This window comes from Aurantiacibacter sp. D1-12, from assembly GCF_028858515.1.
Classification (GTDB): Bacteria; Pseudomonadota; Alphaproteobacteria; order Sphingomonadales; family Sphingomonadaceae; genus Alteraurantiacibacter.
This window is the reverse complement of the sequence record NZ_JAPJZJ010000002.1, coordinates 85,362-111,930: the sequence shown is the minus strand read 5'-3', so window position 1 is coordinate 111,930 and position 26,569 is coordinate 85,362. Positions and strand designations below refer to the sequence as shown.

At 59.6% G+C, this 26,569-nt stretch carries 27 protein-coding genes; 16 read left to right on the top strand and 11 right to left on the bottom strand.

The genetic code is table 11. The annotated features are described in order from the left end of the window. The first annotated feature begins 294 nt into the window (after positions 1-294). The 4 genes from OOZ52_RS04670 to OOZ52_RS04655 all read left to right on the top strand — a co-directional run bounded on the left by OOZ52_RS04670 (position 295) and on the right by OOZ52_RS04655 (position 6,122). Positions 295-3,723 carry a TonB-dependent receptor domain-containing protein gene (locus OOZ52_RS04670; protein WP_274697344.1) on the top strand — a complete coding sequence of 1,143 codons (3,429 nt, stop codon included), beginning with the start codon at positions 295-297 and terminating at the stop codon, positions 3,721-3,723. A gap of 172 nt (positions 3,724-3,895) precedes the next feature. Continuing rightward, the gene (locus tag OOZ52_RS04665; protein ID WP_274697343.1) at positions 3,896-4,681 is read left to right on the top strand and encodes an SDR family NAD(P)-dependent oxidoreductase; all 786 of its coding nucleotides are present in this window, start codon (positions 3,896-3,898) and stop codon (positions 4,679-4,681) included. 26 nt (positions 4,682-4,707) lie between these two features. Continuing rightward, positions 4,708-5,595 (top strand): S-methyl-5'-thioadenosine phosphorylase, encoded by an 888-nt coding sequence (gene mtnP / locus OOZ52_RS04660; RefSeq protein WP_274697342.1) that lies wholly within the window; start codon positions 4,708-4,710, stop codon positions 5,593-5,595. A gap of 68 nt (positions 5,596-5,663) precedes the next feature. Continuing rightward, positions 5,664-6,122 (top strand): MarR family winged helix-turn-helix transcriptional regulator, encoded by a 459-nt coding sequence (locus tag OOZ52_RS04655; protein WP_274697341.1) that lies wholly within the window; start codon positions 5,664-5,666, stop codon positions 6,120-6,122. A 112-nt stretch (positions 6,123-6,234) separates the two neighbouring features. Here the strand turns inward: OOZ52_RS04655 and OOZ52_RS04650 are convergent, their stop codons facing one another. The 7 genes from OOZ52_RS04650 to OOZ52_RS04620 form a co-directional block, all read right to left on the bottom strand. After that, complete coding sequence (locus tag OOZ52_RS04650; protein WP_274697340.1) at positions 6,235-7,266, bottom strand: type II secretion system F family protein; 1,032 nt, start codon at positions 7,264-7,266, stop codon at positions 6,235-6,237. 12 nt (positions 7,267-7,278) lie between these two features. Then, positions 7,279-8,250, bottom strand: a complete 972-nt coding sequence (locus OOZ52_RS04645) for a type II secretion system F family protein (protein ID WP_274697339.1) — start codon at positions 8,248-8,250, stop codon at positions 7,279-7,281. A gap of 84 nt (positions 8,251-8,334) precedes the next feature. After that, positions 8,335-9,630 (bottom strand): pilus assembly protein CpaE, encoded by a 1,296-nt coding sequence (locus tag OOZ52_RS04640; RefSeq protein WP_274697338.1) that lies wholly within the window; start codon positions 9,628-9,630, stop codon positions 8,335-8,337. 4 nt (positions 9,631-9,634) lie between these two features. After that, positions 9,635-10,294, bottom strand: coding sequence for a CpaD family pilus assembly protein (locus OOZ52_RS04635; protein ID WP_274697337.1), 660 nt, complete (start codon positions 10,292-10,294; stop codon positions 9,635-9,637). Positions 10,295-10,299: 5 nt separating this feature from the next. After that, positions 10,300-11,889: a type II and III secretion system protein family protein gene (locus OOZ52_RS04630; protein ID WP_274697336.1), complete on the bottom strand. Its 1,590-nt coding sequence runs from the start codon at positions 11,887-11,889 to the stop codon at positions 10,300-10,302. Between the two features lie 68 nt (positions 11,890-11,957). Further along, positions 11,958-13,058, bottom strand: coding sequence for a Flp pilus assembly protein CpaB (gene cpaB / locus OOZ52_RS04625; protein ID WP_274697335.1), 1,101 nt, complete (start codon positions 13,056-13,058; stop codon positions 11,958-11,960). Positions 13,059-13,133: 75 nt separating this feature from the next. Further along, positions 13,134-13,652 carry an A24 family peptidase gene (locus tag OOZ52_RS04620; protein ID WP_274697334.1) on the bottom strand — a complete coding sequence of 173 codons (519 nt, stop codon included), beginning with the start codon at positions 13,650-13,652 and terminating at the stop codon, positions 13,134-13,136. Positions 13,653-13,746: 94 nt separating this feature from the next. On the opposite strand from OOZ52_RS04620, the gene OOZ52_RS04615 reads away from it, so the two are divergent. From OOZ52_RS04615 to OOZ52_RS04605, 3 genes are read left to right on the top strand one after another with little or no spacing between them, the layout of a single operon-like run. Further along, complete coding sequence (locus OOZ52_RS04615; RefSeq protein ID WP_274697333.1) at positions 13,747-14,712, top strand: alpha/beta fold hydrolase; 966 nt, start codon at positions 13,747-13,749, stop codon at positions 14,710-14,712. Beyond that, entirely contained in the window at positions 14,709-15,821 is a 1,113-nt protein-coding gene (locus OOZ52_RS04610) for an NAD(P)/FAD-dependent oxidoreductase (RefSeq protein ID WP_274697332.1), read from the top strand. The genes OOZ52_RS04615 and OOZ52_RS04610 overlap by 4 nt, the downstream gene beginning before the upstream one ends. A gap of 56 nt (positions 15,822-15,877) precedes the next feature. Continuing rightward, positions 15,878-16,054, top strand: a complete 177-nt coding sequence (locus OOZ52_RS04605) for a YegP family protein (protein WP_274697331.1) — start codon at positions 15,878-15,880, stop codon at positions 16,052-16,054. A gap of 63 nt (positions 16,055-16,117) precedes the next feature. On the opposite strand, the gene rnhA is transcribed toward OOZ52_RS04605, so the two are convergent. The 3 genes from rnhA to ispH are packed head-to-tail and all read right to left on the bottom strand — an operon-like array spanning position 16,118 to position 18,500. Then, positions 16,118-16,564 (bottom strand): ribonuclease HI, encoded by a 447-nt coding sequence (rnhA, locus tag OOZ52_RS04600; protein WP_274697330.1) that lies wholly within the window; start codon positions 16,562-16,564, stop codon positions 16,118-16,120. After that, positions 16,561-17,517: a homoserine kinase gene (gene thrB, locus OOZ52_RS04595; RefSeq protein ID WP_274697329.1), complete on the bottom strand. Its 957-nt coding sequence runs from the start codon at positions 17,515-17,517 to the stop codon at positions 16,561-16,563. Before thrB ends, rnhA begins: the two co-directional genes overlap by 4 nt. Before the next feature lie 8 nt (positions 17,518-17,525). Next, positions 17,526-18,500, bottom strand: a complete 975-nt coding sequence (gene ispH / locus OOZ52_RS04590) for a 4-hydroxy-3-methylbut-2-enyl diphosphate reductase (RefSeq protein WP_274697328.1) — start codon at positions 18,498-18,500, stop codon at positions 17,526-17,528. 131 nt (positions 18,501-18,631) lie between these two features. Here ispH and OOZ52_RS04585 point away from each other — a divergent pair, with 131 nt between their 5' ends. The 9 genes from OOZ52_RS04585 (at position 18,632) to tatC (ending at position 26,161) form a co-directional block, all read left to right on the top strand. Beyond that, the gene (locus OOZ52_RS04585; RefSeq protein ID WP_274697327.1) at positions 18,632-19,288 is read left to right on the top strand and encodes a hypothetical protein; all 657 of its coding nucleotides are present in this window, start codon (positions 18,632-18,634) and stop codon (positions 19,286-19,288) included. Between the two features lie 89 nt (positions 19,289-19,377). Further along, positions 19,378-21,126: an arginine--tRNA ligase gene (gene argS, locus OOZ52_RS04580; RefSeq protein WP_274697326.1), complete on the top strand. Its 1,749-nt coding sequence runs from the start codon at positions 19,378-19,380 to the stop codon at positions 21,124-21,126. A 3-nt stretch (positions 21,127-21,129) separates the two neighbouring features. Then, positions 21,130-21,852 carry an SPOR domain-containing protein gene (locus tag OOZ52_RS04575; RefSeq protein WP_274697325.1) on the top strand — a complete coding sequence of 241 codons (723 nt, stop codon included), beginning with the start codon at positions 21,130-21,132 and terminating at the stop codon, positions 21,850-21,852. A 113-nt stretch (positions 21,853-21,965) separates the two neighbouring features. Beyond that, the gene (gene nagZ / locus OOZ52_RS04570) at positions 21,966-22,985 is read left to right on the top strand and encodes a beta-N-acetylhexosaminidase (protein WP_274697324.1); all 1,020 of its coding nucleotides are present in this window, start codon (positions 21,966-21,968) and stop codon (positions 22,983-22,985) included. Continuing rightward, positions 22,982-23,806, top strand: coding sequence for a segregation and condensation protein A (locus OOZ52_RS04565; protein WP_446698110.1), 825 nt, complete (start codon positions 22,982-22,984; stop codon positions 23,804-23,806). Before nagZ ends, OOZ52_RS04565 begins: the two co-directional genes overlap by 4 nt. Next, positions 23,803-24,492 carry an SMC-Scp complex subunit ScpB gene (gene scpB, locus OOZ52_RS04560; RefSeq protein WP_274697323.1) on the top strand — a complete coding sequence of 230 codons (690 nt, stop codon included), beginning with the start codon at positions 23,803-23,805 and terminating at the stop codon, positions 24,490-24,492. Before OOZ52_RS04565 ends, scpB begins: the two co-directional genes overlap by 4 nt. A gap of 32 nt (positions 24,493-24,524) precedes the next feature. Next, complete coding sequence (locus OOZ52_RS04555; protein WP_274697322.1) at positions 24,525-24,773, top strand: Sec-independent protein translocase subunit TatA; 249 nt, start codon at positions 24,525-24,527, stop codon at positions 24,771-24,773. A gap of 32 nt (positions 24,774-24,805) precedes the next feature. Then, positions 24,806-25,315: a Sec-independent protein translocase protein TatB gene (gene tatB, locus OOZ52_RS04550; protein ID WP_274697321.1), complete on the top strand. Its 510-nt coding sequence runs from the start codon at positions 24,806-24,808 to the stop codon at positions 25,313-25,315. A gap of 9 nt (positions 25,316-25,324) precedes the next feature. Then, positions 25,325-26,161, top strand: a complete 837-nt coding sequence (tatC, locus tag OOZ52_RS04545) for a twin-arginine translocase subunit TatC (protein WP_274697320.1) — start codon at positions 25,325-25,327, stop codon at positions 26,159-26,161. Between the two features lie 111 nt (positions 26,162-26,272). Here tatC and OOZ52_RS04540 read toward each other — a convergent pair whose 3' ends face one another. Then, complete coding sequence (locus OOZ52_RS04540) at positions 26,273-26,506, bottom strand: hypothetical protein (RefSeq protein WP_274697319.1); 234 nt, start codon at positions 26,504-26,506, stop codon at positions 26,273-26,275. Positions 26,507-26,569: the final 63 nt, after the last annotated feature.

Genomic DNA, 26,569 nt, shown 5'->3' with positions numbered 1-26,569 from the left:
GTGCTGTTGAGCAAAGGGTGCGTAGGTGACGAAGCACCTCACAGCCCAGCGGACTCGAGTGTGTGAATTTGGTCACAGACTCTATCAAAATAAGGGGTTTTCAGCCGCTCAGCCGCTTGTGCTTTTGACAAGGGGGCGTCGCTATTGCAGTCAACGCTCGCAGCGTATTGGAATTCGCAGCTTACCCTGCAAGCCGTTCCGCGTTGCCCATGTACGGGGGTATGACCAAGGGGGTCTTTCCGACATTAACGCTGAACGGCTTGTGAATTCGAAAGTGAAGTGGACGCGACAAACATGAAAAAGTTTTCAAGAAATTCCCTGACGGGTCTCGCGCTTACGGTTTCTGCCGTAGCGCTTCTCGCCGGCGGTCCTGCTTATGCGCAGGATGCTGACGACGAATGTGACGTCGATGCAGCCGGTGTTCCGGATGAAGATTGCGACGACGTCCAAAGTGCGGACGGCAGCACAAGCGATGGCGGCAACATTATTGTTACCGGTTCGCGTATCCGTACCGACACATTCACCAGCATCTCGCCTCTGCAGACCCTGTCTACAGAAGAAGAGCGTGATGCCGGTAACTTCGATGCTGCAGAAATTCTGCAGCGGTCCGAATTCTCTGCCGGTCAGCAGATTGACGCGACCTTCCAGGGTTTCGTTCTGAACAACGGCCCGGGTTCGCAGACGCTGAACCTGCGTGGTCTGGGTGCAGACCGTACGCTTCTGATGATCAACGGCCGTCGCCTTGCGCCTGCCGGTGTTGAAGGTGCTCCGACCAACCCGTCGATCAACCTTCTGCCGACCTCGCTGATCGCGCGCTACGACCTGCTGCTCGACGGTGCGTCGTCGGTTTACGGTTCGGACGCTGTGGCTGGTGTGGGTAACATCATCCTGCGTAACGACCTCGACGGTTTCGAAGTCTTCCTGAGCGGCAACTACAACGAGCAGGGCGGTGGTGATGACTACACGATCTCTGCTGCATGGGGCACGCAGTTCAACAACGGCTTCATCGGTATCGGTGCAGAATATGCCCGCCGTGATGAAGTTCTGAACGGCGACCGTGATTTCCTGCGTGGTTGTAACACCCACTACGAAATCTCTGACACCGGCGAGATTTTCCGTGATGACCTCGCGACAGATGCAAATACGCGCCAGGATACAAACGGTGCCGTGCGTGCTACCATTTCGCCTTGTAAGCTTGAGCGTATTACGGGCCGTGTGCAGTTCAGTGGTACCTTCGCCGGTTCGCTTTACTACGACACTAACGACTATGGTCTTGCTGACCCGGGTAACTACGGCATCCCGTTCTTCAGTGAGACGACTGACGCCTTCGGTGATCCGGTTGACGCCGACGGCGACGGTGTTCGTGACGTTGATCTGTTCAACCGTACGCTGAACGGTAACGACCTTGAGCAGTCGTTCATCAGCCCGCAGGACCTTTACAACGTAATGGCCTACGGCGAGTACACCTTCGAAGGCGACATGAACATCACGCCGTTCTTTGAAGCGCTGTACAGCCGCGCTGAAGTGACCGTGGAAAACAGCGGCGCGCCGCAGTTCTTCCCTTGGGTTCCTTCGAGCAACGCCTTCAACCCTTGTAACTTCGTGAGCAACCCGAACGGTGTTGATTGCGCAGATCGTGAAAACCAGTACCTGGGTGCTCCGTTCAACCCGAACGTAGGTACCCCGCTGGCTGTTCGCCCGATCCCGTCGATCCGTGGCGACCGTAACAACGTCGCGACCGTGCAGGAGCAGTATCGTGCTGTTCTGGGTGTTCGCGGTGATCTGCCCTTCATTGGCGATAGCTGGTCGTTCGAAGTTTCGGGTGTGTACTCACGCTCTGAAGGTTCGTCGGTCCGTCGCGGTATCCGTGAAGACCGCCTGGCGCATGCACTGGGTATTGACCCCACCGCTGACTTCAACGGTGACGGCATTGTCGACAACAACGGCAACGGTGTTGCAGATGACTACATCTCGCTGACCACTTCGCCGCTGCTGGCAGACGGTGCTTGCGGTACGGCGTTCGCCAACCCGAACCTGCTTGCGCCTGACGTAGGCGCGGGCTGTGTGCCGGTGAACCTGTTTGCTGCATCGCTTTACCTTCCGGGTCCGATCGGTGACTTCGCCACTCAGGCGGAGCGTGATTACCTGTTCGGTGAGCGTACCTTCGACACCACTTATGAGCAGATCGTAATCAACCAGTTCATCACTGGTGATCTCTTCGAACTGCCTGCCGGTCCGCTCTCTGTAGTGTTCGGCGGTGAGTATCGTGAAGACTCGATCAACTCGCAGCCTGATGTTGTGGCATCGGATGGTCTCTTCTGGGGCTTCTTCGCTGACCAAGGCGCACAGGGTAGCAAGTACCTGATTGAAGGCTTCGCCGAAGCCAACATTCCGGTATTCGACAGCGACACCTGGGGTGAATTTGAGATGAACATCTCCGGTCGTATCACCGAAGAGGAATTCTACGGCACAGCTGGCACCTACTCTCTTAAGGGTGGCTGGCGTCCGCTGCCGCAGATCCTTCTGCGTGCAAGCTACGGTACGTCCTTCCGTGCTCCGAACCTGCGCGAGAACTTCCTCGCCGGTCAGTCGGGCTTCGGTGGCATTACCGATCCGTGTGCGGTTCCTGATGTCGCCTATGATGCTCTGGGTGCCGGCTACATTGCAGCAAACGATCCGCGCGAACAGTTCGTGCTCGATAACTGCATCCGTGAAGGTCGTGACCCGACTTCTGTCGGTATCGACTCGACCGGGATCAACACGATCCAGGTACCAAGCGTGGAAATCACCAACGGTGGTAGCCTTGAACTGGAACCGGAAACGTCGACTTCCTTCACGGCGGGTATTGCCGTTGAAGAAAGCTACGGTGGTCTCGATTTCTCGTTTGCATTCAACTACTACAACATTGAAGTTGAGGGCGCGATCATCGAGCCGACGGGTCAGTCGGTCGTCAATGGCTGCTACTTCCGTGAAGATACCTCCACCCGTAGCCGTCTTTGTGACTTCATTGGCGTGAATGGCGATCCACTTGGCCGTCGCCTGATCAACCAGGTCTTTGCCGGCTTCATCAACGTGAACCAGGAAGTTGTCCGCGGTATCGATATGAACGCTCAGTTCCGCTACGATGTGCCGGTTGGTGGTGACATCCTCGGTCTGAACCTCGATCTGCGTGCCAACCACCTGATCGAACGTACGACCCTGTTCCTCGATGATGACGGCAATCCGGATATTGACGAAGATGCAGGCGAGTTCGGCTTCCCGCTGTGGACTGGCCGTGCCGCGCTTTCGGCTTCGTATTCGGACTTCGCATTGACCTGGACCACGCGTTGGATCGGTGAGACCCAGCAGCAAGCGGAAGGTATTGACCCCTTCAGCGATGCTTGGGGCTATAACCGTGCTGGCGAATTCACAGGCTTCTTCTCGGACACCTGTCTGGGCGCAGGCTCGCGTGATGCTGCCGGTAACCTTGACGGCATTGTCGCCGGTGATGGCAACTACTGTGCCGACGTTGGCTTCGCGGACGATTACTTCGTTCACACCGTATCGCTGCGTTACGACTTCAACGAAAACATCACGCTGCGCGCCGGTGTGACCAATGTCTTCGACGAAGCTCCGCCGCTGATCGACACGAACGAAGTGTTCGGCCGTTCGAACACCGCAATCGGTAACGGCTATGACCTGAATGGTCGTGAGTTCTTCGGATCGCTTTCGGTTCGTTTCTGATCTCACACTGATCAAACACAGAAAAAGGGCCCCGCAGCTTCGGTTGCGGGGCCCTTCTCTTTTGCAGCACCGTTTTTGGCGCGGCTTGCCTTGACCCACACTCCGCGCTGTTTAGGAGCCATGGTGACTGATATTGCTGCGTCCCCGCATGGATGGACGAAAGGGAGCCACTATGAAGATCGACAGTTCCATTGCCGCAATCGTAACCGGCGGTGCATCCGGGCTTGGTGAAGCGACGGCACGTGCGCTTGCAGCCAGGGGCGCCAAGGTCGCGCTGTTCGACATGAATGCCGAACGCGGCGAAGAGGTAGCGCGCGAGATTGGCGGCGCTTTCTTCACCGTCGATGTAACGGACGAGGGATCGGTCACTGCCGGTTTCGAGGGCGCGCGGGCCGCGCACGGCCAGGAACGTGTTCTGGTCAACTGCGCCGGCATCGCTCCGGTCGGCAAGATTGTGAAACGTGATCGTGAGACCGGGGCGCTCTCGCACTTGCCCCTCGCCAAATTTGATGCCGCCATGCGTATCAATGTGTCGGGCACATTCCTGTGCTGCGCCAAGGCCGCTGAAGGCATGATGGCCACCGAACCGCTGGACGCCAACGGTGAGCACGGATGCATCGTCAACACCGCCTCTGTGGCTGCGGAAGATGGCCAGATCGGTCAGATTGCCTATGCGGCATCCAAGGCTGCGGTGAAGGGCATGACGCTTCCGATGGCGCGCGACCTGATGGGAGACGGCATCCGCGTCAACGCCATCCTGCCGGGCATCTTCGGCACGCCGATGCTCGCTGGATTGCCCGAGAAAGCGCAGGCCGCGCTCGCTGAAGCGGTTCCTTTCCCGAAGCGGCTGGGCGATCCGGCGGAATATGCTTCGCTTGTCTGCTTTATGGTGGAGACGGGCTATTTTAACGGTGAATGCGTAAGGTTGGATGGCGCCATCAGAATGCCGCCCAAGTAAGGCGATCTGCGTCAGGAGAATTGAGCATGGCCAATTGGCACATCGGAGTGATCGGCGGTTCGGGGCTCTACGATCCGGGCGCGCTGGAAGATGCGCAGGAAATTGCCGTGAACAGTGCCTTTGGCGATCCGTCCGGACCTGTCGTCACCGGTAAGATCGGCGGTGTGCAGTTCTCCTTCATTGCCCGCCATGGTGATGGGCATCGCCTGTCTCCCAGCCATGTGAATTACCGCGCCAATATCGATGCGCTCAAGCGCTGCGGTGTCACCGATCTGCTCGCGATCTCTGCCATTGGCAGCCTGAAAGAGGAGTACGAGCCCGGGCACTTTGTCGTGGTCGACCAGCTTATTGACCGGACTGTCGGGCGCGAACGCAGTTTCTTCGGTAATGGTGTCGTTGCGCATGTCCCGCTTGCGGATCCGGTCTGCCCACGCATGGCAACTATGGCCGCCAAGGCAAGCGACAAGGCCGGGGCGACGGTGCACGAAAACGGTATCTATGTCGCGATCGAAGGGCCGCAGTTCTCTACCCGTGCGGAAAGCTTCATGTTCCGCGACTGGGGTGCCACGGTTATTGGCATGACCGCCATGCCCGAAGCACGGCTCGCCCGTGAGGCGGAGCTGCCTTATGCTCTTGTGGGGATGGTTACAGATTATGACTGCTGGCGTGAGCCAGACGGTGATGTCGACGTTGCCGACATTATGAAGCTCATGTCCACCAATGCAGAGAATGCTCGCGCAATGTTGGCTGAATTTGCGGCCGCGCTTCCCAAGGTGCGCAAGGCCAGTCCGATCGATACCGTTCTTGATACTGCTATCGTTACGCCGCGAGAGAAGTGGGATATTGCTGCGACCACACGGCTCGATGCTGTCGCCGGACGGGTGATCGATTTGTTTGCAAAGGCGAAGGATTAAGTCCCGAAACCGCGCATGGCCGCAAGGATGCTTGCATTGGACGACCGATTTGCCCAAAGTCGTTACCTATGCAACCAGCCAGCCACCTTTCGAGATTTCTACCATACCAGCTTTCGCTCGCGTCCAATGCGGTCAGCAACCGGATTGCTATGGAGTACCGTCAGCGCTGGGGGCTGAGCATTCCCGAATGGCGCGTGATGGCAATTCTCGGCGATGCCGGAGCGATGACGCAGCGTGACCTCACCAAGCGTACTCTGATGGACAAGGTCGCGGTCAACCGCGCCTGCAAGGTTCTTGAAGAGCGTGGTCTGGCGCAGCGCACTCCGAATGAGCAGGACGGGAGATCGCATCTCCTCGATCTGACGGCAGAAGGGCGCGCGATGCATGCCGAAATCATGCCGATTGCGCTGGAAATGGAAGCGAAGCTGTTTGAAGGTTTCTCCCCGGATGAACTGGAATTGCTGCGTACGCTGCTCCATCGCTCGCGCGAGCGGGCAGAAGAATTGACCGGAGACGAGCTTTCCTAAACGAACTTTGCCGGCCGAACCGGCAAAGAAAAAACCCCGCGCGGATCGCTCCTGCGGGGTTTTCTCTTGCGAGTACCTGATCGGTACGCGGTGCTGGATCAGCCGTTGCCGATCAATTGTTGCTTCCGGGACCATCGCCCGAGAATGCATCGCCAATCGAGCAGGCTGCCGGGCCGAGAATAACGATAAACAGCACGGGCAGAATGAACAGGATCAGCGGAACCGTCATGATCGCTGGCAGACGGGCGGCCTTTTCCTCGGCGCGCATCATGCGCTCGTTGCGGAATTCGGCCGACAGCACGCGCAGGGCGGATGCCAGCGGTGTACCATAACGCTCGGTCTGGATCATGGTGGTGACCACGCCGCGAACAGCTTCCAGATCCACGCGGTAGGCGAGGTTCTCGAAAGCCTGGCGACGCTCGGTCAGGAAGGACAGCTCGATTGCGGTCAGAGCAAATTCGTCACCCAATTCCGGATAGGCGCGGCCAAGCTCGCGAGCGACGCGGTTGAAGGCAGCGTCCACCGTCAAACCGGCTTCAGCACAGATCACCAGCAGGTCCAGCGCATCGGGAAGACCCTTCTGGATCATCTTTGTGCGCTTGTTGGCGATGTTCTTCAGATAGGTTTCAGGGCCTTTGTACCCGGCGATCACCAGACCGGCGAAACCGAGGAAACGCTTTGTGCTACCCCAGTCAGGGAACATGTCGGTCCAATAGAACATGACGACGCCGGCGAGGCCAAGCACAACAGGCAGGACCATGCGTGCAAAGATGATGACGACGGCCATTTCCTTGTTGCGGAAACCGGCCTGCGCCAGCTTTTGCTGCACATCCTTGACCTGATCTTCCTGCAGGACCTTCATGCCCTGCAGCGTGTCTTTCATCTTTTCGGTCGTGTCGGTCTTGCGGACCAGGCTCTGCCGCTTCTTGGCAGACTGGGTAAGCATGCCTGTCTTCAGCTCGTTCCGACGCTCGTTCAGCGCCTTGACGCGCTTGGCCATCGGATCCTTCACCGTCACGGCGGCATAGATTGCCATCATGGTGGCAATAGCCGCGATTCCGACAAGGATCGTGCCGACAAGCACCACGTCCACACCCAGAAGAGTGGGGCCGCTTTGCGGGGCAAGGCTAAGAATATTCAACATCTTCCTCTCCCCTTAGATTTCGAAGCTGACCATCTTGGCCATGATAAAGGCGCCGATGCTCATCCAGACGAGGCCAAACAGGCCGGTTACGATCAGGCGCTCATCTTCAAAGAAGCCGCCGATGTAGCTCGGGTTGATCCAGTAGATCATGCCGAACACGATGAAGGGCAGGGCGCCAACGATATAGGCGGATGCCTTGGATTCAGAGCTCATTGCCTTGATCTTCAGCTTCATCTGAGCGCGCTTGCGGAGCACGTCCGCAAGGTTGGAGAGCGTCTCCGCCAGATTACCACCGGTCTCGCGCTGAATGGCGAGGGTGATGACGAAGAACTGGAATTCCGCAGTGCCAAGCTTGTCAGCCGATTCCTGCAGCGATTCTTCCATCGTTCGGCCGATTTTGATGCGTTCCACCACCTGGCGGAATTCAACGCCGACAGGGCCGGGAACTTCCTGTCCGACAACGGAAAGTGTTTCGGCTACCGGCAGGCCCGATCGTAGACCACGCACCAGCAGTTCGATCCCGTCCGGAAACTTCGCGTTAAACTGGTTGGTGCGGCGCTTGATAAAGTGACCGACGACAAAGTGCGGGATGCCGGCACCGATTACCATGCCGATGCCCAGCGAAAGCAGGGCGGCGCCGGTCTTCAGATACATCAGTGCGGTAATGGCAACGGCCAGACCGAGCGAGGCGTAGAGATACTTTTGCAGCGTCCAGCCCATACCTGTCCGGCTGAGCCGCAGCTCAAGTGCCTCCAGGCGCGAGCTGGCACCTGCAGCCTTGAACTGCTTGGGCTTGCGCGCGGCAATGGCTTTTTTCAGCTGGCTTTCAACCTTGTCAGTCGTGCTTTCAGAGTGGCGATAGCGAACGGCCTCGAGCCGACGTTGGCCTTCCTTGCTCGGCGACTTGCCGTTCAGCAGGACATAGCCAAGGATCATCAATCCCATCAGGCCACCGGCCACAAGCAGGAGCTGGATGATGTTCATTATCCGCCTTCTCTCTTATTCAGAATTCAATTCAGGTGAGGGTGAAGGGGCGAGTGGCGAGTGCCAGGACCCGCCCCGTCATCCTCATTCGGCGTCAACTGGCTGTGCAGGCTTGTCCTTCTTCGCGCCGCCAAGAAGCGACTTGAGGTCAAACTTGCCAAGCGGAGAAGACTTCTTGCCGCTTTCTTCCAGTGAAGCACCGTCATCGTCGGACACGCCGACAATGGTCTTGCCGATTTCACGGATCGGGCTGACGGTCTTCGAAGACTTGTTGGCTTCGATGAAGGTCTGCCCCAGCTTGGCAGCATTGGCCGCCGCTTTCTGATCCATGTTGATCTGGAAGTTGATCTTGCGCTCGATCGAGGCTTCGAAGTCAGCCTTGCTGATTTCGGCAGCGCCCGACTGCATCTTGTTGCACACGATCATCGGATGCGCACCCGGAGCGTTCTGCTTCAGCCACGACAGGATACGGATCGTATCGCGTGCCGATGCCAGCGAAAGCTCGGTAACCAGCGTCACCACATTCACTTCGGTCAGCAGATGCGGGAAGTTGATCAGCATGTTGCGCGGTAGATCGATCACCGTCATGTCGAAAGCCTGACGGAACTCCTCTTCGAGCTGAACGAAGGCGGTGCCGTCGGTCATCAACGGAGAGTTGATCGGTGCCTCGGCCGACATGATGGCGAGGTTATCGTTGGCGCGGATCATCGCACGTTCGATAAACAGACCGTCAATACGGCTCGGGTTCTCGATGGCATCGGTCAGGCCACGGCCCGGCTCGAGATCGAGCGAAAGCGCGCCGGTGCCGAAGTGGACGTCCAGATCCAGCAGAGCGGTGGAACGCTCGTGCTCGATCGAGAACAACCATGCCAGCGAGGTGGCGAGAGTGGAGGCACCAACGCCGCCACGGGTGCCGACCACAGCAGTCGAAATATGCTCGTGCTCCTGCTCGCCTTCACCACCGCCACGCGGAGAAGAGAAGACGGCCTGGGCTTGGGTCAGCGCATCACGCAGCTGGCTCGCCGAAAGCGGCTTGAGCAGATAGTCGTGAATGCCGCTGGCAATCAGGTCACGATACAGACGAACATCGTTCACCTGGCCGACTGCGATCACCACCGTTCCGGGTTCGCAAACCTCGGCAAGGGCGTTGATGTCGTTGAGCGGGTCACCGCTTTCCGACAGGTCGACCATCAGAATCGCCGGGCTGGCCGAGATGGACAGGGACTGGATTGCGTTGCGTAGTCCGCCCTTGTTGCACTTCTCGGGCTTCCAGCCCATTTCGATAACCACCGGGCGAAGCGCATCCAAGGCGCTGTCGTCGCAGATGAAGGCGGAGAACGGCTCACGATTTCCGAGCGGTCCGGGTTTCCAGTTACTCATAGGATCAGCCTCCTTCCGACGATACTTCAGGCAGATTGGTGCCGCCGCCACCACTTGGTTGGGCATCGCGGTACGCACCAATTGCGCGGTTCGATGTCATGATGGTTGTTTCACCGGTACCCGAAGCGCCGTTGAGCAGGTGCTCCGGATCGGCGACCATCGCAGCAATGTTGCTGTTCACGGCGCAGCCATATCCGGGCGAGGTCTGGTTGCCCTGGTTGATGCCGTACTGGTCGCGCCAGTTCGGGCATCCCGGTACATGCGCCATCGAGCGACTGACGACCACGCGGATATTGCCGGGATCGACATAGCCATTGGTGACCGGTGCACTTTCGCTGAGCAGAAGCCCGAAGCGGCTGGCGACTGCGGCCACATCTTCACGGACGGCCGGGCTGGCAGCCGGATCATCCACGGCGATGCGGTCGCCATATCCAACGTCCAGCGTCTCGAACCAGTCAGCAAGACGAGCCTGCTCCGGAACCGACAGACCGCTGGCATTGCTGCCCAGGTCGAGCGTGTAGTTCTGGCGTTCTACAACCGGCTGGTTGACGCTGTAGAGCGTCATGTTCTGCGGCCCTTCGTTCAACGTACCGCAGGCGGAAAGGCCAAGGCCGAGCGAAAGCGCCAGAGCCGATGCGGCGTAGCGTTTGTTACGAATAGTCATGGCGTTCACTCTCCACTGTCGAAGCTGAAGCCGGGCAGTGCTGCCGCGGCAGATTGGGGTGCAGCGCCATTGGCAGTTTCGCCACTGGCAAGTGCTGCACCGTCTTGTTCACGAATGCTCAGATCCGGGCCGGCAGGCGAACCGTTTGCCGGGCTCGGCATCGGACGCTCGCTTGGGACAGAACCGTTGATTTCCCGCCCCAGTATCGTCTGCGCAGCAGCGCCCGGAACACCGAATCCATCGGTCGGCAAGCGGATGTCACGATCATTGACCGGCTCTACCAGATACGGCGTCACAACGATCACCAGTTCGGTCTCGCCGCGACGGAACTCGCGCGAGCGGAACAGGTTGCCGATGATTGGCATGTCACCCACACCAGGGATCTGGTCCACGGTGCTCTGTGCATTGTTCTGCATCAGGCCGGCGATCATGAAGCTTTCGCCTGAGCCGAGCTCGATCGAGGTTTCCGCACGGCGGATCGTCAACGCGGGGATCTGGAAGCCGTTGAGGACAACCGAGCCCTGTGTCGAAAGTTCGGAAACTTCCGGGCGAACGCGCATCGAAATGCGGCCATTGGCGAGAACTGTCGGGGTGTAAGACAGGCTCACACCGAAGTCGCGATACTGTACGGTGGTGGTACCCAGGCCCTGCGAAAGCGGGATCGGGAATTCACCACCGGCAAGGAATTCTGCGGTTTCACCCGACAGAGCAACAAGCGTCGGCTCGGAAAGGGTCGTTACCAGACCGCGGCGTTCCCCAAGGTCCAGAGCGCCAAGCAGATCGAGGCCGAGGAACTCACCGACACCGGCGATCGTACCGCCCGGTGAGAGCGGATTGATAGTGGTGCCGTTTGCATCAAGGAACTGGCCGGGATTGTTCGGGTCAGGCCGCAGTCCGGTAGGCGTATTGCCCACACCCAGCGCGCCGAGACCATCACCGCCGGTGAAGAAGCCCTCACGGCCCGTGCCGACACCAAACTGGAAACCACCAGAGCTATCAATGCTGGTAAGGTTTGCACCGATATTGCGAACCAGCGAGCGGCTGACTTCAGCAAAACGGACGCGCAGCATCACCTGCAGCGGAGTGGCAGTGCGAAGGCGCGAAATAACATTGGCGCCATCGCCAACGAATGCCTGCACCAGACGTTCTGCCTCGGCAGCATCTTCAGGAGCAGCCACGGTGCCGGTCAGCAGCACCGTGTTGGTGCCCATGGTGGCAACCGACACGTTTGCTTCAGGCATGGCGAGGGCAAGCATCTGGTCGATGCTGTCAATGTTCGAACCAACGCGGACATTGGCAGACCAGATGATATCGCCGGCAGCGTTGCTGGCGTAAATCGTGGTCTCGCCGCCCGAAAGGCCGAAGATATAGAGCTGACGCTGCGACTTTACCTGAACGTCGGCAACTGAATCGTTGGCGACGAAGATGTCGGCCATATTGCCGGGCACCGTCACCAGTTCGCCGCGTCCGATCGACAGGACGAGGTCCTGCGCCGGTGCAACAGTCTGGGCCTGGGCCGGAGCGGCCGGCAGCATTGCCAGCGGGGTGAGTGCAACTGCGGCACTCATAACTGTCTTCATAAGACGGCTGGTCATAGTCTTGCCTTTCGGAGGAGTTCCGTTGGAAGTCTGGTGGATAGGTTGGTGTGTCTGGTTCATGGCGATCACCGCAGCGTAGTCATGCCAACAGGTGCGACGCGAGCGCCTTCACCCATTGCGCCGGCCTGGCGATCCAGCAGCGCACCCGCGCCGCGGTCAACAGACTCAACAGTGGTGCTCTGACCGCGGGTCACGCGAACCGTGGGACCTTGCGGCACGGCGGGAGCGCCGTTGAAAGCCGGGGCTACCGGACCGGCGTTCTGCTGCTGCGGGGCAGCGTTACGCTGGGTCGGGACAGAGCTGCGCTGGAAACGCGACACGTCACCACCAGTCACAAAGGTACTGGCGCTTTCACCCGGGCGGGCCGTGGCAGAACGAAGCAGGGCTTCTTCCTGTTCCGGCGTCGCATTGTCAGGCAGTTCGATATCGCCAGAGGCAATAGCGCGCTCCAGTTCGGTCTGGTTGTCAGCGATCGAACGCAGTGCGAGGCTGATCGTACCGATGGTCTGCGCCACGGCGATCTTCTCGGCGATGCGCGGTGTTACTTCCAGCGTCACCGTGCGGAATGCGCGAACCACGGTGCGACCGTCTTCGGTCGTCGTGGTTTCGGTCGACTGGTCGGTTGCCAGAACGCGAAGGTTCGTCAGGATCGTTTCCGAAGTCTGCAGTGCCGGGCCATCGTTGCCGCCAGCAACAGTCTGCGTCAGAACCATGTCAACGCGGTCACCAGGAAAGACGAAGCCTGCAACACCCGTACGAGCCGATACCGGAACGGTCACAGCGCGCATGCCCGGGCCAAGCGCAGCAGCCAGGAAGCCGCGGTCGCCAGGTGACACAAGCGAACCCTGGGTCACCGGCTCACCGGCAGTCATGCCATTACGCACAACCGTGCCGAGTAGCTGTTCCATGTCGGCTTCGCCATCAATGAAGTAGGCATCCTGCACCAGTTCCTGCGGCCACAGCTGATAAGCGACGGCATCTGCAGTGATAATCGTGCCAACCGGCAGGCTGCGCTTGGCAACCAGCACTTTCGGGCCTTGGGGCTCGGGTTCGGCAGCTTCAACTTCAGGCGCTGCCGCGCCGGCGAACATGCTCCGGGCAGCAAGAGCGGTACCGATCGCGATGACCAGTGCCCCTACGAGCAAAATGAGCTTCTTCTTGTCCATGGTGCGTCAAGCCCCCTTATTTGGATCTCGGATTACGATTTGTGCCGGATAGCCCGACAATGGTTAAAATGCGGTTCACCCCGCCAAGGCCGCGGTCGCGGAAGCAGGAATGTAAAAACTGGAAATGGCCCATAGGCCGGCGAGTGCGATTGCCACTCCATAAGGAATGGCGATCTTGTCTTTCTGGCGTTTCATCACGTGCCAGGCTCCGAAGCCCAGCGTCAGAACGCCGCCAAGCAGAGCCATCATGATCAGCAGCTTTGCGTAGATGATCGGGCTGATCCACAGCGCCAGCGCTGTCAGCAGCTTCACGTCGCCGCCGCCCATTGCGCGCAATGCGAACAGGATCGAAAGTGCAAAGAAGGTAACAGTGGCAAGTGCGATCTGGATGACCACGCTTGTCGGCTCCAGCCAGCTATCTCCCGAAGGCAGCAGCGTCATGTCGCTGGCCCACCAGAACAGCGGGGCTCCCAGCGCTATGCTGGCGTTCAGCCAGTTTGCGATACGACGGCTTTTGAGATCGGTAAACGCGGCGATAAGCAACGCGATTGCCAACGCGGCAAGCAGTCCGTACTTGATTGGATCGTCTAGCATGAAGCCCCCAATTAATCCCTTGGATTGCCGTGCTAGCGCCCATGACTTACTAAATAGTAACCAAGGGCAGGAGGTTGAAATTAGCCAAGAGACAATGCTGAAAGCCAAGCCGTTTGATCGCAGGGCCATCCCGCACGATGCGACCGAAGGGATGTGGCTGGCACCAGACGGGCACGAGATCCGGCATATCGATTGGCCCGATCCGCCCGCGGGCGTCGCGCTGCGCGGTTCCATGCTTTTCATGGCTGGACGCGGCGACGCCTATGAAAAGTATCTGGAGAGCTTCGAGCACTGGCGGCTGCAGGGCTGGCGTGTAAGCGCTGCGGACTGGCGCGGACAGGGCGGTTCAGGTCGCCTCGGCAACGATGCCGCAACAGGCCATATCGATGATTTCGACCTGTGGGTCGAGGATCTGGCGACCTATTGGAGCATGTGGGCGAAAGGACGTGCGGGGCCGCGAGTGCTGGCCGGCCACTCGATGGGTGGGCACCTGACCTTGCGGGCAGTGATCGACAAGGCGCTGGACCCTGCGCCCGATGCGCTCGTGCTTTCCGCACCCATGCTCGACACCTTCCCCGAGCAGCTGCCGCTTCCCGTGAAGCGCGCGTTTTCCAACCTGATGGTCCGCATCGGCGATGATAAGCGACCGGCATGGAAGATGAGCGAGAAGCCTGGCGCATCGCCCGGCATGCGCATCAATCTCCTGACGCACGATGCCGAACGTTATGCCGATGAACTGTGGTGGCGTGAACATCGTCCTGAGCTGGAGCTTGGCCCCGGCAGCTGGGGCTGGGTCAAGGCCGCTTATGACAGCACTGCGAAGATCTTTGCCAGAGGCGCGCTAGAAGATGTTGAATTGCCTGTGTTCATCGTCGCTACCAGAGTAGACAAATTGGTGAGCCCTGCGGCGATCCGTGCTGCTCTTGCGCGATTGCCGAATGCCGAAGACCTGACCTTCGGTAAGGAAGCACGCCATGAAATACTGCGCGAAGTCGATGATGTCCGGAACAAGGCTCTGGCCGCGATTGATGATTTCCTCGCCCGGAAAGTGAAGGGATGACAGCCGAAAGGTTCGACATTGTTGTGATCGGCGCCGGAATCGCCGGTGCCAGCGTGGCTGCCGAATTGGCAGGGGCAGGGCATATCCTGCTTGCAGAGGCAGAGGATTTTCCGGGCTACCACGCGACAGGTCGTTCCGCTGCTTTCCGTGAGGAATGCTATGGTGGACCGGATGTTGTTCCGCTCACACTCGCTTCTGGCTCATATCTCGAAAAAGGCGGGTTTCTGACACCTCGTGGTGGCCTCTATGTCGCGCGGGAGGGGCAGGGTGACGAGCTTGACGCTTTTTACCGGCAGTTTTGTGCTGCTGGTGTTACGATGGAGCGTCTGGATCGGGCGGCACTTGAAGCCCGGCTTCCCGGCATAAGACCCGGATGGGACTATGCTCTCCACCAACCCAATTGCGCCGACATTGATGTCGCAGCCCTGCACGAGCATTACCTTGCGAAAGCCCGCAGCGGTGGCGTGGAGCTTCGGACCGGACATCGCCTTTCCGCTGCCGAGCGCGATGGAGCCGGCTGGCGGCTCGATTTCGGATCCAGAGGTGAAGTTCTGGCCGGTGTTGTCGTCAATGCCGCCGGGGCCTGGGCTGACCATGTGGCGTGCATGTGTGGTGCCAACCCATTAGGGATCACGCCATTGCGACGGACGGTCATGCAATTGCGGATCGATCCGTCCCCACCGGCCGACCTGCCACTGGTGCTCGACCTGTCGGGCGACTTCTATTTCCGGCCGGATGGCGGAAAACTGTGGCTCAGCCCGCACGACGAAACGCCCAGCGAACCGTGCGATGCCGCGCCCGAGGAGATGGACGTCGCGCTTGCCATCGACCGGTTCGAGAAGGTGGTCGACTGGCGGATCGAGGCGGTGGAACGCAAGTGGGCGGGGCTACGCAGCTTCTCGCCCGATCGGCTGCCCGTATATGGTTTCGATCCGCAAGTGGGCGACTTCTTCTGGTTTGCGGGTCAGGGTGGCTACGGAATTCAGACCGCCCCGGCAGGTGCGCGATTGGGCGCGCAGTTGATCACCGGTGCCACTCGCGATGAAATGACCGAGAGACTGGATGTAAAATTGTACACGCCTGCACGCTTTGCCGCAGTGATGGCCTAGCCAAAGCCGTCACAGTTGGTATGTAAATCCACAGACGTAATAAGGAGAGTATTCGAATGGCTCATCATTTCCAGATCTACAAAGACAAGGCTGGCGAATTCCGTGTCCGCTTCAAGTATAACGACGAGATCATGTTCTCGACCGAAGGCTACACCTCCAAGGCGAGCGCTCAGAACGCGATCGACTCCATCAAGAAGAACGGTCCTGGCGCTGACGTTGTTGACGACAGCTAAGGTCAGTTTGATCTGAGAATTGAAAAGGCCGGCCCCGATGGGCTGGCCTTTTTCTTTGCGCGGTCAGATGCGCGCGCGGGCAATCTCTTCCGCCGCATCGCTGGCAAGCTGGTCTACGCGCTCGTTCTCCGGATGGCCCGAATGGCCTTTCACCCATTGCCATGTGATCTTGTGCGGGGCGGCGACCTCTATCAGGTCATGCCACAGGTCGGCATTGCGCACCGGCTTCTTGCTGGCGTTGACCCAGCCTTTTTTCTTCCACCCGTGGATCCACTTCGTCATGCCGTCGATCAGGTACTTGCTGTCGGTGCACAGCGTAACTTCGCACGGCTCGATCAGCGCACCGAGAGCCTTGATCGCTGCGGTCATTTCCATGCGGTTGTTGGTGGTTTCCGCCTCGGCCCCAGATAGCTCTTTCTCGTGCCGCCCCATGCGGAGCAGAGCACCCCAGCCGCCCGGGCCGGGGTTGCCCTTGCAGGCACCATCGGTGAAAATCTCGACCTGTTTCATGCGAAGAGCTCTGCACCATTGCTTTGGTAGAATTGCAAGCGGCGGACGAAATCCATCGGGTCCTTGCGTGTCACAAGCGCGTCAGCCGGAGTTTCAATCCAGTCCTGCGTCCGGCTGGCGATGAAGCGCATACAGGCACCTTGTACCAGAACGGGCATAGCCGCTCGTTCGACCGCATCCAGCTTGCGCCGTGATTGGTATCCTTCGACAAGCGCATCACCAACTTCCGCGCGGTACTCGCTTCCGTCCTTGGAAAAGCTCCACGCGGTGTGCGTCACGGCGAGGTCATAGGCCATTGCGTCATTGCAGGCGAAATAGAAGTCGATCAGCGCGCCAACCGATGAACCGTTCATCAGGACGTTGTCTGGAAACAGGTCTGAATGGATGACCGATGTCGGGAGATTTTGCGGCCATGCAGAAGTGATTTCATTCGCCGCCATGGTCATCCGCGCCAGTTGCGGGTTGATCTCTGCCAGCGCAGCCGACCCGCAATTTGCGAGGACGCTTGCCGAAGCGTCCGGGCCCAGATCATTGGCGCGCGCTCCAGTGAAATCCTGCGCCGCCTGGTGCATGTCCGCCAGGGCTTCTCCTACAGCATGAGCCTGCGCCGGTTTGGGATGATCGACTGAAACGCCGGGGAGAAATTCGATCAGTGCAACGGCCTTGCCGTCCAGCATGCGGAATGCGGTACCGTCCCGATCATGGATGGTGCGAGGAACCGGGCAGCCCTTGGCGGATAGGTGATCCATAAGGCCGAGAAAATAGGGCAGGTCGGCCAGATCAATGCGCCGCTCGTACATCGTCAGGATAAAGCGATCGCGTGTTGTCTCGACCAACCAGTTGGAATTGGAAACCCCCTCGGCGATCCCTTTGGCGGACACCAGTTCGCCCACGTCATACTGCGCGATCAGATCGCAGAGCGTTTCTGCCGATAGATGCGTATAGACCGCCACAAAGCAGACTATTCGGTCAGCTGTCGTGGCAATTTGAAGACCATCTTCTCTTCGGCGGTCCGGATCTTCTCCTCTTCCACCGTACGCCATTCGCCCAGCTTCTCGACCACTTCACGAACCAGCAGTTCGGGAGCCGAGGCACCGGCTGTCACGCCCACTGTGCCAGCACCTTCCAGCCAGGCGGGATCGATCTCGCTCGCGCGCTGGATGAGGTGGGATGTGGTGCCCATCCGTTCCGCCACTTCGACCAGTCGTAGCGAGTTTGAAGAGTTTGGTGCGCCGATTACCAGCACCAGATCGCAGCTTGCCGCGATCGCCTTGACTGCTGCCTGTCGATTGGAGGTTGCATAGCAAATGTCCTCCGCACGCGGACCGACAACTTGCGGATAGCGTTCTTTCAGTGCGTTGATGACATCTGCGGTATCATCAACCGAAAGCGTGGTCTGGGTGAGGTATGAAAGGCTGTCTTCCTGCGTGAAGGGCAGTTTGGCGACGTCCTCGACCGTTTCTACCAGTGTCATCTGGCCTTCGGGAACCTGCCCCATCGTGCCGATGACCTCAGGGTGACCTTCGTGCCCGATGAAGATGATGTGCTGGCCTTTCTCGATCTGCCGTTCGGCCTGGCGGTGCACCTTGCTCACCAGAGGGCAGGTCGCATCAAGATAGACCATCTCGCGCCGCTCTGCCTCAGCCGGTACCGATTTGGGTACGCCGTGTGCACTGAACACGACCGGGGCGTCATCGGGAACTTCGTCAAGCTCCTCAACGAATATCGCGCCCTTTTCCCGGAGGCTGTCGACGACGAAGCGATTGTGTACGATCTCGTGCCGCACGTAGACCGGTGCACCATAGCGCTCGATCGATTTCTCGACGATCTCGATGGCGCGATCGACACCGGCACAGAATCCGCGCGGCGCGGCGATCAGGACCTTGAGGGGCAATTTTTCGCCGTCGGCGCGGTTTTCTTGAAAGGGGGCGTTCATACTCGCGGCTCTAGCGGTTGTCGGTGCCCCGCGAAAGGTCTAGGGGCACTTCTTTCGGAACGGGATTTTGTGCCCTGTCCGGTGAAATTCAAGATTGGCCGATCATCGGTCAACCAGTATCAAGGACGCATATGCAGTTTCGCACCGCCTTTTTCGCCGCCACCGCTTCTGCCACGCTGCTTGTCGGCTGTGCGGGCGCGGGCGATATTGTCGTCGACCAGAGCGTGGGCATCACCGCGTTGCGTTCGCTTTGTCCGGCTGTGGGCGTGCCTGAATACACCGGCGATGTGACGCTGTTTTCGCCCGGTGATGCGCGTACCGCCAATGCCCTGGATGTCACGGCAACAATCACCAACGTGCGCTCTACCTGTGACGAGGCGAGCGGTGGCGCGCAGGTATACAGCGGTGCAACATTCGATGTGGTTGCCATGCGCCGCGATGTTCGTGGCGCACGGACGGTCGAACTGCCCTACTTCACTACCGTAGTACGTGGCGGGAACTCTGTTGTTTCGAAGCGGGTAGGCTCTGTTACGCTGACTTTCGCTGACGGGCAGGAACGCGCGCAGACCAGAGGTACCGCAGGTGCCTTTGTGGACCGTGCTGCTGCAACCTTGCCGGAAGACATTCGCGAACGGATTACGCGACGACGACGTGCCGGCGATGCCTCGGCTGCGGTAGACCCGCTGACCGAGCCCGATGTCCGCGCAGCTATTGCCCGTGCGACATTCGAGCTGCTGATCGGCTTCCAGCTGGACGAAGATCAGCTTGCCTACAACGTCACCCGATAAGTGACCCCTTGAAATTACCGTGCCACCCCGCGAAGGCGGTGGCACACTATGATGAACCCCGACCTTCGGGGTGCAATTGAGCTATATCTATGTCTGACAAACCCACTCTCTACGCCGCATTTGCGCAAAAGATTGATGCCGTGCTGGCGGCGCTCGAAGCCGAAGGTGTGCTTCCGGCGGACACGCCGCGCGGCAACGTAAGCGTGGAGCCACCGCGCGATGCTTCTCATGGCGACCTGGCGACCAATGCTGCGATGGTTCTCGCCAAACAGGCAAAGACAAATCCGCGCGCCTTGGCGGAGAAGATTGTCGAGCACCTCCAGCGCGATCCGCTGATTGTAAGTGCAGAGATTGCAGGGCCGGGCTTTATCAATCTGAAGCTCGCCCCGCAGATCTGGACCGAGGAAGTCGCCGCAATTGCCGAGTTGGGCGACGATTACGGCAAGTCTGCGATGGACGAAGGGCGCCGCGTGAACGTGGAATACGTCTCCGCCAACCCGACCGGCCCCATGCATATGGGGCATTGCCGCGGTGCGGTCGTGGGCGATGCGCTTGCCAGCTTGCTTGAACATGCAGGCCATCAGGTGACGCGCGAATATTACGTCAACGATGCTGGCGGTCAGGTCGATACGCTCGCCCGGTCGGTGCACCTGCGTTACCGCGAAGCTCTGGGAGAGGATATCGGCGAAATCCCCGAAGGTTTCTACCCCGGCGCCTATCTCGTGCCCGTGGGTGAAGCTGCGGCCAAGGAATTCGGCGACCGTTTCCGGACCGCGCCTGAAGACGAATGGCTCGCCATTTTCCGCGCCTTTGCGGTCGAACGGATGATGGATGTTATCAAGTCCGACCTCGCGCTGCTCGGTATCAATCACGATGTCTTTTCGTCCGAAGCTGCACTGCAGGCAGCCAAGAAGCCCGAAGCGGCCGAAGCGTGGTTGCGTGAGCACGATTTTGTCTATGACGGCGTTCTCGAAGCGCCCAAGGGCAAGGCACCGCCCGAAGATTGGGAGCCGGTCGAACTGCCGCTGTTCCGCTCGACAAAGTTCGGTGACGATCAGGATCGCCCGATCAAAAAGTCGGACGGCAAATGGACCTACTTCGGGGCCGATCTCGCCTACCACATGCAGAAAGCCGAGAACGCCGACGAGCTGATCGATATCTGGGGTGCAGACCATGCCGGCACGGTCAAGCGGATCAAGGCGGCTGTAGCTGCGCTGAGCGAAGGGCAGGGTGAACCCGTGCCCTTCGATGTGAAGCTGGTGCAGATGGTGCAGCTGCTACGCGATGGCGAACCGGCGAAAATGTCCAAACGCTCGGGCAACTTCGTAACGATTGCGGATATGGTGGAGGAAGTGGGCAAGGACGTTGTCCGCTTCTCGATGCTGACCCGCAAGCCCGAAGCGCAGATGGACTTCGACTTCGCGAAGGTGGTCGAGGCGTCGAAGGATAATCCGGTCTTCTACGTGCAGTATGCCCATGCGCGGATTTGCTCGATCCTGCGCAAGGCCGATGCGGAGGGTATCACGCCGTCCGGAGAGCAGCTCGATCTGCTGACCGAAGACGATCTGGCGTTGGTCAAGCAGGCTGCACAATTCCCGCGCGAAGTGGAAGCCGCCGCCCGTGCGCGCGAACCGCACCGGATCGCGTTCTACCTTTATGACCTTGCCGCCGCCTTCCATGCCTTCTGGAACCTGGGGAACGACGATGCGGAAAAACGCATCATCGTGGCACAAAATGCGCGCCTTTCGGCTGCAAGGCTGTTCTTGGCGTCACAAATCGGGCAAGTCATTAGAAATGGCCTTGCCCTATTGGGCGTGGAGGCTGTCGAGGAGTTGTAAGTCATGATTCATCCGGGGGATGAGGACGAGAATCTGGAAGCCGGTGAAGAGCTGGAGCAGGCCTGGGAAGAGGATGGCCAGCTTGCCCTTGCCGATGAGGATGAAGACCTGCCGTGGCTGGAAGCTGACGAGTACGAGGAAGAAGGCAGTTTTGATGTTCGCCTGATTGTTCTTGCGCTTGTTGGCCTGCTGGTCGTGGCCGCACTTTTGGCAGCCGCGTGGTGGTTCACCCGCGATACGCCTGATGCAGAGATGGTTCCCGATGGCAGCACTGTTGAAGCGCCCGAAGGCGCTTACAAAGAGCGCCCCGAAGATCCGGGCGGACAAGACGTTGCCGGAACAGGCGATCAGGCATTCGAAGTGGCTGAGGGCGAAAGCACGCGTGGTCGCATCGATACCAACGATGGCGGAGACAGCGATCCTGCTCCCAGCATTGATGTCGCGCAGTCCGGCGGTGAGGGATCCGGCGGCGAGGGCGCATCCGAGCCGAGCGGTGCGGCCTATGTGCAGATTGCAGCCTACAGCAGCCGTGAAGAGGCGAACAACGGCTGGCGTGACCAGTCGAGCCGCTTCAGCGCATTGTCTGGCCTGCGTCACCGCGTGATCGAGGCAGAGGTCAACAGCAACACGGTTTACCGCTTGCAGGCCGTGGCTTCGAGTACGGCGGAAGCCGAGCGGATTTGTCGCTCGATCCGTTCGTCAGGTGGTGACTGCTACGTCCGATAATCGGTCAGAAATTACGGTATGTTGAGCGCTAAGAGGCTTTTCGGCGCGTTTTCCCCTGCACGCTATGGTGAATCGCTTGCTTGATCGACGCTTTTCAGGCGTAAATAGGGCAAATGACACCCGCGATCTTCAGCCTTTCCGGTCCCAAACTGACCGATGCCGAACGCGCCTTTTTCAAAGAGGCTGATCCGGCAGGCTACATTCTGTTTGGGCGCAATGTCGAAACGCGCGAACAACTGCGCGCCCTCACCGATGATCTGCGTGGCATCCACGGACGTGACAAGCTTCTGATCAGCATTGATCAGGAAGGTGGCCGGGTTTCTCGCATGAAGCCGCCAGAGTGGCCGGCCTATCCGCCGCAGGGCGTGTTCGGACAGCTTTACAGTGTCGCGCCAGCCAGCGCTATTCAGGCGGCGCGCGCCAATGCCCAGTTGCTGGCGATGGACCTGCACGAGGTGGGCATCACCGTCGATTACCTGCCGCTGCTCGATCTGCCGGTCGAGGGCGCGCATGACGTGATCGGAGATCGCGCTCTGGGGCGGGATCCGATGCAGGTCGCGGCTCTGGGTCGCGCTGTGCTCGATGGGCTGTCCCGCGGCGGCGTTACGGGGTGTATCAAACATATGCCGGGGCATGGCCGCGCGGTGGTGGATAGTCATAAAGACTTGCCGACTGTCACTGCGAGTGTGGAGGAGCTGGAGCACGATGTGGCTCCCTTCACGAAGCTCTCCGATGCACCCATCGCGATGAGCGCGCACATCCGCTTTACCGCTTGGGACGTGGACAACCCGGCGACACTTTCGGCAAAGGTCATCAAGCAGATTATCCGCCAGCGCATAGGTTTTGACGGGCTGCTGCTCACTGACGACATCGATATGGAAGCGCTCGAGGGGACAATCCCCGAACGTTCGGCTCGCGCCATCGCCGCTGGCTGCGATGTGGTGCTCAATTGTTGGGGCAAGCTGGACGATATGCAAGGCACGGTCGAGGCGCTGCCAGCGATGTCAGAAGTCTCTGCGGCGCGGCTGGATCGAGCGCTCGCGAATGCAGGTGTGCCGAGTGACACATCCACCCGCGAAGAGTTGTTAGCCACGCGCGATGGCCTGCTCGAAGCAGTGGGAGCCACAGCATGAGTGCGGCAATGGACGAAGGCGGTCTGATCGAGTCGATCACGACCGAAACGGGGCCGGACGACGATTGGCAGGGGATCGCCGCGCCCGGCACGGCGGACGAGAACGCGCTCTATCTGGAGCTCGACGGGTGGGAAGGACCGCTCGATCTTCTGCTCGATCTCGCGCGGCGGCAGAAGGTCGACCTCAAGTCGATCTCGATCCTCGCGCTGGTTGACCAGTATATCGAATATATCGAGCGGGCAGAGGCGCTTAAGCTGGAAATTGCCGCCGATTATCTGGTGATGGCGGCGTGGCTGGCGTACCTCAAATCAGCTTTGCTCCTGCCCAAGGAAGAGCAGGAAGATCCCTCGCCTGAGGAGCTCGCGCTAAAGCTGCAACTGCGCCTGCAACGCCTTGGCGCGATGCGCGAAGCGGGGGCTCGCCTGATGGCGCGGGACAGGCTTGGGCGCGATGTCTTTTCGCGCGGCGCTCCTGAAGGCTTGAAGGTTCTGCGCAAGAACCAGTGGCAGTGCGACTGGTACCAGCTGGTGCGCGGATACGGCCAGGTGAAGCTCCGCACCGAGCCTGTGGTGCACATGGTTGCCGAACGCCCGGTGATGACGCTCGACAGTGCGTTGGACCGTGTTTCGGCGATCCTTGGCGTCAATGTAGACTGGATGGAAATTCGTGATTTTCTGCCCTGCGATGCTGAGCCAAGGTTGAAGAAGAGCGCGCTGGCTTCCAGCTTTGTTGCTGCGCTCGAACTGGCGCGGATGGGTAAGGCGGAAATCCGGCAGGACAAGACCTTTGGCCCGCTGGAACTGCGAAGGATAACGGCATGAGCCACGCTTCCGAACTTGCCCGCGCGGTGGAGGCCTGCCTGTTTGCTTCCGAAGAAGCGATGACGCGTGAGCAGATCTCCGCGCATCTGGGTGATGCCGATGTGAAGGATGCTCTGATCGAGCTGCAAGAACTCTACAAGGATCGTGGCATCATTCTGGTAGAGCGCGGCAAGCGTTGGCAGTTCCAGACCGCACCCGATCTCGCCCACTTGCTGCGGCGGGAGAAAGAGCAGGTGCGCCGCCTGTCTCGCGCCGCGACCGAAGTGCTGGCGATCATCGCCTATCACGAGCCTGTGAGCCGCGCGGAAATCGAAGCGATCCGCGGGGTGCAAACGTCATCGGGCACGCTCGATGTGCTGATGGAAGCGGGCTGGGTGCGTGCAGCAGGGCGACGCGAAGTGCCGGGCCGTCCGGTAATCTACGCCACGACGCCGGAGTTCCTCGTCCACTTTGGTCTCGAAACGCGTAAGGACTTGCCGGGACTGGCTGAACTGAAAGCGGCGGGCCTGCTCGATCCGGTCGATGACGCCTATGATGACATGGTGGCGCAGAAGGAAGAGCAGCTTGCTGCAGAGCAGGCGGCCGAGGATGAAGCCGCTGAAGAACTGGAAAAAGAGGCGGCAGAATTCGGTGAACTTGATGCCGACGAGATAGAGGCGCTGGAAACTCCGGAAGAAAACGCCTAGATTATCGTCTCAAATCCAATCGAGGAAAAATCATGCAGCCAGGTATTTGGCAGATTCTGATTGTCGCTATCGTCGTGCTCGTCCTGTTCGGGCGCGGTCGTATCTCGGAAATGATGGGCGATTTCGGCAAGGGAATCAGCAGCTTCAAGAAGGGTATGAGTGAGGAGAGCAAGGCCTCTTCAGAGCCCAGCCCGCAGATCGAAGCGCCGACACCTACGCCCGCTCCCTCTGCTGAGGAAACCAGCGACACCGCGACTTCCAGCGACAAAACTGCCGGTTAGTCTGCGCTCCAGCCGCGCTGCAAGGGCCAGAAATGTTCGATATCGGCGCCATTGAATTGCTGCTCATTTTCGTTGTGGCGGTCATTGTGATCGGCCGCGACGACATGCCGCTTGCCCTGCGCACGTTCGGGCGCTGGGTCGGCAAACTGCGCAAAATGTCCGCCCAGTTCCGCTCCGGCCTCGACTCGGTCGTGCGGGAGGCCGAGCTGGAAGACATGGAGAAGCAGTGGAAGGCGCAGAACGAGAGGATCATGCGCGAGCATCCCGAGGGCACGCCGGCGGAAATGGAGCCCACCGGTGCCTATCCTGCAAAGGCGGCAGCGCCCCAAGCCCAGTCTCAATCCCAGTCTCAGGCCATCTCGGCAGAGAAGGCCGAAGAGCTCAAGGTGATCGCTGCCAAGCAGAAGGCTGCTGCGGAAGAGGCCGAGAGACTTGCCGCCGAAGCCGAGGCGGAATTGCAGGCTTCGCAGGCGGAACTGCCGCTTGCTACTGGCAATTCGGGCTCTGACGCTCCTGCTAGTACCAAGGCAAAGGATGACTGAGCCGTGGCGATGAAGCTGAAAGACCTCGACGAAACCCAGGCTCCGCTGCTTGATCACCTGATCGAACTGCGCGGGCGACTGGTAAAGGCGGTCATTGCGCTCGCTATCGCTTTCGGCATCAGTTTCTATTTTGCCGACGAGATTTTCGGTCTGCTGGTCAGGCCCCTGACCGCCTCATTCCCCGAGGGTGAGGGCCAGCTGATCTACACGCAGTTGTACGGGGCGTTCTTCGTCGAGATCAAAGTCGCGCTGTTTGCCGCATTCCTGTTCGCCTTCCCGATCATCGCAAACCAGCTCTGGGCCTTTGTGGCGCCGGGTCTCTATGCGCGGGAAAAGCGTGCCTTTCTGCCGTTTCTGATCGCCACGCCGGTTCTTTTTACGATGGGCGCTTGCCTCGCCTATTTCGTAGTGATGCCACTGGCTTTTCCGTGGTTCCTCGGTTTCCAAGGAGATCGTGGAGGGCTGAATGCACAAGCGCTACCAGAGATGGGACAGTATCTTGACCTCGTCATGCGGTTCATCCTCGCTTTCGGGGTGAGCTTTCTGCTGCCGGTTTTCCTGATGCTGCTTAACGCAGCCGGGTTGGTCACGCGTGACCAGCTGGTTGCGGGGCGCAAATATGTGATCGTGGCGGTCTTTGCTGTTGCGGCGATCATCACGCCGCCCGATGTGATCAGCCAGATCATGTTGGCCGCGCCGCTCATCTTGCTGTTCGAGGGATCGCTTGTCCTGATGCACCTCAGCGAGCGCAAGCGGGCGAAGCGTGAAGCGACCGAGGAAGCCGAAACTGAAAAGTTGGAAAGCGCTTCTGCTGAAAGTGCAGTAGCTGAAGATAGCAAGAGCTAAAGGCCGAGGGCCCCAACGTTGGCCTGAACTAAGGCGCTGTCTACCGGGATTGCAGATACAAAAACGGGGCCGCTGGGGCCCCGTTTTCAATTCGGTTTGTACCGCTAAGCCTTACGGGCTGGCAGGCAGCTGCTCGTCAGCATTGTCAGTACCGGTAGCAATGATGATACCGGCGATGACTGCAGCAGCAGCCAGCAGCGCGATGATGAGGCCAGCTTCGCCTTCAAGTTCTTCGCCCTGCTCAACCGGAGCGGGCAGGCGATCAAATGCTGCGTCCTGCGCCAGGGCAGGAGTGGTAACCATCGCACCAGCGACAGCAACAGTGGTCAAAAGCTTCTTCATCATCAAGAACCCTCAAAAAAATTGCGTAATCTAAAAACTCTATAGCGTGTCATTTCGGGAAAGGCG